Origin of the sequence: Hypericibacter sp., assembly GCF_050729195.1 — a bacterium.
GTDB lineage: Bacteria > Pseudomonadota > Alphaproteobacteria > Dongiales > Dongiaceae > Hypericibacter.
Window position 1 is genome coordinate 1 of record NZ_JBOHKS010000060.1, and the last position, 4,788, is coordinate 4,788.

At 64.6% G+C, this 4,788-nt stretch carries 5 protein-coding genes; 3 read left to right on the forward strand and 2 right to left on the reverse strand.

Annotated features, from left to right (window positions below; all coding sequences use genetic code 11):
* Nucleotides 1-352: 352 nt before the first annotated feature.
* Nucleotides 353-1,219 carry an oxygen-dependent coproporphyrinogen oxidase gene (hemF, locus tag ACREE8_RS04695; RefSeq protein WP_431571819.1) on the reverse strand — a complete coding sequence of 289 codons (867 nt, stop codon included), beginning with the start codon at nucleotides 1,217-1,219 and terminating at the stop codon, nucleotides 353-355.
* A gap of 89 nt (nucleotides 1,220-1,308) precedes the next feature.
* Nucleotides 1,309-1,758 (reverse strand): tRNA (cytidine(34)-2'-O)-methyltransferase, encoded by a 450-nt coding sequence (locus ACREE8_RS04700; protein WP_431571820.1) that lies wholly within the window; start codon nucleotides 1,756-1,758, stop codon nucleotides 1,309-1,311.
* Between the two features lie 329 nt (nucleotides 1,759-2,087).
* On the opposite strand from ACREE8_RS04700, the gene petA reads away from it, so the two are divergent.
* From petA to ACREE8_RS04715, 3 genes are read left to right on the forward strand one after another with little or no spacing between them, the layout of a single operon-like run.
* Nucleotides 2,088-2,675, forward strand: coding sequence for a ubiquinol-cytochrome c reductase iron-sulfur subunit (gene petA / locus ACREE8_RS04705; protein ID WP_431571821.1), 588 nt, complete (start codon nucleotides 2,088-2,090; stop codon nucleotides 2,673-2,675).
* Complete coding sequence (locus tag ACREE8_RS04710; protein WP_431571822.1) at nucleotides 2,672-3,961, forward strand: cytochrome b; 1,290 nt, start codon at nucleotides 2,672-2,674, stop codon at nucleotides 3,959-3,961. The genes petA and ACREE8_RS04710 overlap by 4 nt, the downstream gene beginning before the upstream one ends.
* Nucleotides 3,958-4,734, forward strand: coding sequence for a cytochrome c1 (locus ACREE8_RS04715; RefSeq protein WP_431571823.1), 777 nt, complete (start codon nucleotides 3,958-3,960; stop codon nucleotides 4,732-4,734). Before ACREE8_RS04710 ends, ACREE8_RS04715 begins: the two co-directional genes overlap by 4 nt.
* The last annotated feature ends 54 nt before the right edge of the window (nucleotides 4,735-4,788 follow it).

The following is a 4,788-nucleotide window of genomic DNA, read 5'->3' on the forward strand; positions in this document are numbered from 1 at the left end:
CGGCGATCAACACCGGGCAGAATTGCCCCCACCAGCCAGCTCTTCAGCCCCATCTCGATAACCGCAATCAGCGTGCTATCCTGGTTCAGGGCGGTGAGGGATCGGCTCAGGTCATTCATTCTTGGCATGGGACGCGCTCCATCGGTTGGTTTTGCAACACCAATGGTGCATCACTTCGCCGCCCACCCCATAGCATCTCTCCCCCACGAAATGGGGGGACGGGCGCCGTCCGCCGCGCGAGAGGGCCGATGGCCATCGGCCCTCTCACTTCACCCCTTTCAGCATACCGGGACGATTCGCTCCATATACAAGGGGGCCGCCGCAGCTGGATCGAAGAGATTCCCGCGCGCGCCTACGGCCAGATCACCTCGGGCGGTAGCGACATCAGGATCGCCTCGGTGTTGCCGCCGGTCTTGAGGCCGAAGGTCGTGCCGCGGTCATAGAGCAGATTGAACTCGACATAGCGCCCGCGGCGGATGAGCTGGTGGCGGCGCTGCTCGGGCGTCCAGGGCTTGTCCATATGGCGGCGGACGATCGCGGGATAGATCTCGAGGAAGGCGAGGCCGACATCGCGCGTGAAGGCGAAGTCCTTCTCCCAATCGCCGCTGTCGAGATTGTCGAAGAAGATGCCGCCGATGCCGCGCGGCTCGTTCCGGTGCGGCAGGTAGAAATAGCGATCGCACCATTCCTTGAACTTCGCGTGGTAGCGCTCGTCATGCCGGTCGCAAGCGGCCTTGAGCGCCTCGTGGAAGCTCGCTGTGTCGGCCTCGTCGGAAATCATCGGCGTCAGATCGGCGCCGCCGCCGAACCAGCCTTTGCTCGTCACGATGTGACGCGTGTTCATATGCACGGCCGGCACCAGCGGCGAGCGCATATGGGCGACCAGGCTGATGCCGCTGGCCCAGAAAAAGCCGTCCTCGCCGGCTCCCGGAATCTGCTTGCGGAACTCCTCGGAGAACACGCCCTCGACGGTCGAGACATTCACGCCGACCTTCTCGAACAGGCGCCCGCGCATCACCGACATGACGCCGCCCCCGCCTTCGCCTTTCTCGGCATCGGGCCGGGTCCAGGCGCTGCGCTCGAAGCGGCCCGCCGGCTGATCCGCATGGATTCCGGTGAGCTCATCCTCCAGCCGCTCGAACTCCGCGCAGATCCGGTCGCGCAGTTCCTGGAACCAGGCGGCGGCGCGGGCTTGCCGAGGGGAGGGGACCGAGCTCATGGGACCTTGAACATGTCGAGGAGGACGGCCGGCATGGTGCGGCGTTCGCGGTCGAGGCCGCAAGCGGCGGATCGGCGCGGGGGTCTGCCTTAGCCTGGCCAGCCGCCGGTCTGGCGCAACCCTTCGCCCAGGGCCAGGGCCGCCGCGAGCGCGATATTGAGCGAACGCATCTCCGCTTGCATCGGGATCCGCAGGCGGATGTCGGCGGCCTCATGGATCGCGGCCGGAACCCCGGCGCTTTCACGGCCGAGCAGGAGGATGTCGTCGGCTTCGAAGCCGAAGCCGGGGAGGGTTCGGTCGCCGGCGGTGGTCAGGAGGACGATCCGTCCTGCCTTGGCCGCCTGGAACGAAGCCCAGCTCCCATGCCGGCGGATTTCGACCCGGTCGAGATAATCCATGCCGGAACGCCGCATCCTCCGGTCATCGAACGGGAATCCGAACGGCTCGATCAGATCGACCGCGACGCCGAGGCAGGCCGCCAGCCGGAGAATGGCGCCGGTGTTCTGCGGGATGTCGGGCTCGTAGAGGGCGAGGCGCATGGGGGGTTCCGGAAACGGGCTCGCGAGGGGGTGGCGGAGAGTTCTTCAGATGCGGCATCTGGCCGGGCCCCGGAGCGCTAGGCAAACCCTCGGGAATCGACTATACCGCTTGCCGTCGAAGGGGTTAGCGGCTCCCGATTTATGCGGCGGATTGTCGCAAGAGAGCCGAAGACCGCTTCGCCGACAGAGTGTTATAAGGGCGCGCGAGCCCACCTGGATAATGCCTTGCGGGGAGGGGACAGACCGTCGGTCCTGATCGGTCCTGCGCTGCAAGGAGCTTCTTGATCCGGGCCTCGGGCGTGGGGCGCGACCAAAGGAGTAAGAGAGAGATGGCGGAAAGCCTTCAGGCCAGCGCTGGCGCGGGGCACGGCCCTGGCGCGCATGGCGAGGGGACGCGGCGTGACTTCCTCTTCCTGGCCACAGGTGCGGTGACCGCCGTCGGCGTCGCCTCGCTCGTCTGGCCCTTCATCGATCAGATGAATCCGTCGGCCGACACGCTGGCGCTCTCCACCACCGAGATCGACATCAGCCATGTCGAGGTCGGCCAGGCGATCACCGTGGCCTGGCGCGGCAAGCCGGTGTTCGTGCGCCACCGCACGCCGGAAGAGATCAAGGAAGCCGAAGCCGTCGACATCAAAGAGCTCCGCGATCCGCAGACCGATCAGCAGCGCGTCCAGAAGCCCGAATGGCTGATCATGGTCGGCATCTGCACCCATCTGGGCTGCGTGCCACTGGGCCAGAAACCGAGCGATCCCAAGGGCGAGTTCGGCGGCTGGTTCTGCCCCTGCCACGGCTCGCAATACGACACCTCCGGCCGCATCCGGAAGGGTCCGGCGCCGCGAAATCTCGAGATCCCGACTTACATCTTCGAGACCGACACCACTCTCCTGGTTGGGGCGGAGGCCAAGAAGTCGTGAGCACGCCAAAATTCAAGAACCCGATCGTCCGCTGGATCGATTACCGGCTGCCGATATTCAGCTATCTGGACCATGAGCTGAATGAATATCCGACGCCGAAGAATCTGAGCTACTGGTGGAATTTCGGCTCGCTGGCCGGCCTCATGCTGGTGGTCATGATCGTCAGCGGCATCGTGCTGGCAATGCATTACACCCCGCAGGCGTCGCTCGCCTTCAACAGCGTCGAGCACATCATGCGCGACGTGAATTACGGCTGGCTGCTCCGCTATATCCATATGAACGGCGCGTCGATGTTCTTCATCGTCGTCTACATCCATATCTTTCGCGGGCTCTATTTCGGATCCTACAAGAAGCCGCGCGAGCTCCTGTGGATGCTCGGTGTCGTCATCCTGCTGCTGATGATGGCAACGGCCTTCATGGGCTATGTGCTGCCTTGGGGCCAGATGAGCTTCTGGGGCGCCACCGTCATCACCAACCTGTTCTCGGCGCTGCCGATCGTCGGCAAGTACATCGTGACCTGGCTGTGGGGCGGCTTCTCGGTCGACAACCCGACCCTCAACCGCTTCTTCTCGCTGCACTACCTGCTGCCCTTCGTGATCGTGGCCGTGGTGCTGCTGCATATCATCGCGCTGCACAAGCACGGCTCGAACAACCCGCTCGGCATCGACATGAAGGGCCCACAGGACAGTATTCCCTTCCACCCCTACTACACGGTGAAGGACAATTTCGGCGTCTGCGTATTCCTGATCGTCTATGCCGCGATCCTGTTCTTCAATCCGAACTTGTTCGGCGAACCGGACAATTACATCCCCGCCAACCCGCTCTCGACGCCGACCCATATCGTGCCGGAATGGTACTTCCTGCCCTTCTACGCGATCTTGCGCGCGGTGCCGGACATCTGGTTCATCGAGGCCAAGCTCGGCGGCGTGCTGGCGATGTTCTCGGCCATCCTGGTGCTGTTCGTGCTGCCCTGGCTCGATCATTCGCCGGTACGCAGCGCGCGTTTCCGCCCGACCTACAAATGGTTCTTCTGGATCCATCTGGCGGACTGCCTGGTACTGGGCTGGGTCGGCGCGAATTCACCCGACGCCGTCTTCCACGGCGTGCCGTTCCTGATCATCGGCCGGGTCGCGACCGCCTGGTACTTCATCCACTTCCTGATCGTGCTGCCGCTCCTGGGCTTCTTCGAGAAACCGAAGCCCTTGCCCACGAGTATCAGCGAGCCCGTGCTCAAAGGCGGCGGCAAACTGGCCGGCGCCACTGCCAAGCCGATGGAGAAGGCATGATGCGTCGCAACGCACTCCTCGCCTTCGCCGCCGCGGCCTTGATCGCCTCGGGCCTCGCCGCCACGACCGCGCGTGCCGCCGAAAGCGAGCATGAGGTCGAGCATCAGCGCTGGTCCTTCGACGGTCTGTTCGGCACCATCGACCAGGCGGCCGCCCAGCGCGGCTTCCAGGTCTATAAGGATGTCTGCGCGGCCTGCCACTCGCTGTCGCTGGTCGCCTATCGCAATCTGGGCGACATCGGTATCGGCGACGACGAGATCAAGACCATCGCCGCGCAGTACAATGTGATGGACGGTCCGAACGACGCGGGCGACATGTTCGAGCGGCCGGCGAAGCCCTCGGACAAGTTCGTCGCCCCCTTCGCCAACGCGAACGCGGCGCGCGCCGCCAATAACGGCGCCCTGCCGCCCGACCTCTCGCTCATCGTCAAGGCGCGTGAGGGCGGGGCCGATTATATCTATGGCGTCCTCACCGGCTTCGTCGAGCCGCCGGCGGGCGTGACGGTGCCCGACGGCATGTATTACAACGCCGCCTTCCCGGGCCATCAGATCGCCATGCCGCCGCCGCTCTCCGACGGCTCCGTCACCTATGCCGACGGCACGGAGGCGACCGTCCATCAGGAGGCGCATGACGTCGTCACCTTCCTCGAATGGACCGCCGAGCCCGAGCTCGACGCCCGCAAGAAGATGGGCGCGAAGGTGATCCTGTTCCTGATCGTGCTGACCGGCCTCGCTTATGCGGTGAAGCGCAAGGTCTGGAAGGATATTCACTGACGTGGGAATAGCGATCGCTCGCGCGATCGATTCTTGATCGAGGCCGGGTTGCGA

Bases quoted from the DNA above. Each gene is read 5' to 3' on its own strand.
- petA (WP_431571821.1), top strand. From the start codon at position 2,088: ATGGCGGAAAGCCTTCAGGCCAGCGCTGGCGCGGGGCACGGCCCTGGC.
- hemF (WP_431571819.1), bottom strand. From the start codon at position 1,219: ATGAGCTCGGTCCCCTCCCCTCGGCAAGCCCGCGCCGCCGCCTGGTTC.
- ACREE8_RS04700 (WP_431571820.1), bottom strand. From the start codon at position 1,758: ATGCGCCTCGCCCTCTACGAGCCCGACATCCCGCAGAACACCGGCGCC.
- ACREE8_RS04715 (WP_431571823.1), top strand. From the start codon at position 3,958: ATGATGCGTCGCAACGCACTCCTCGCCTTCGCCGCCGCGGCCTTGATC.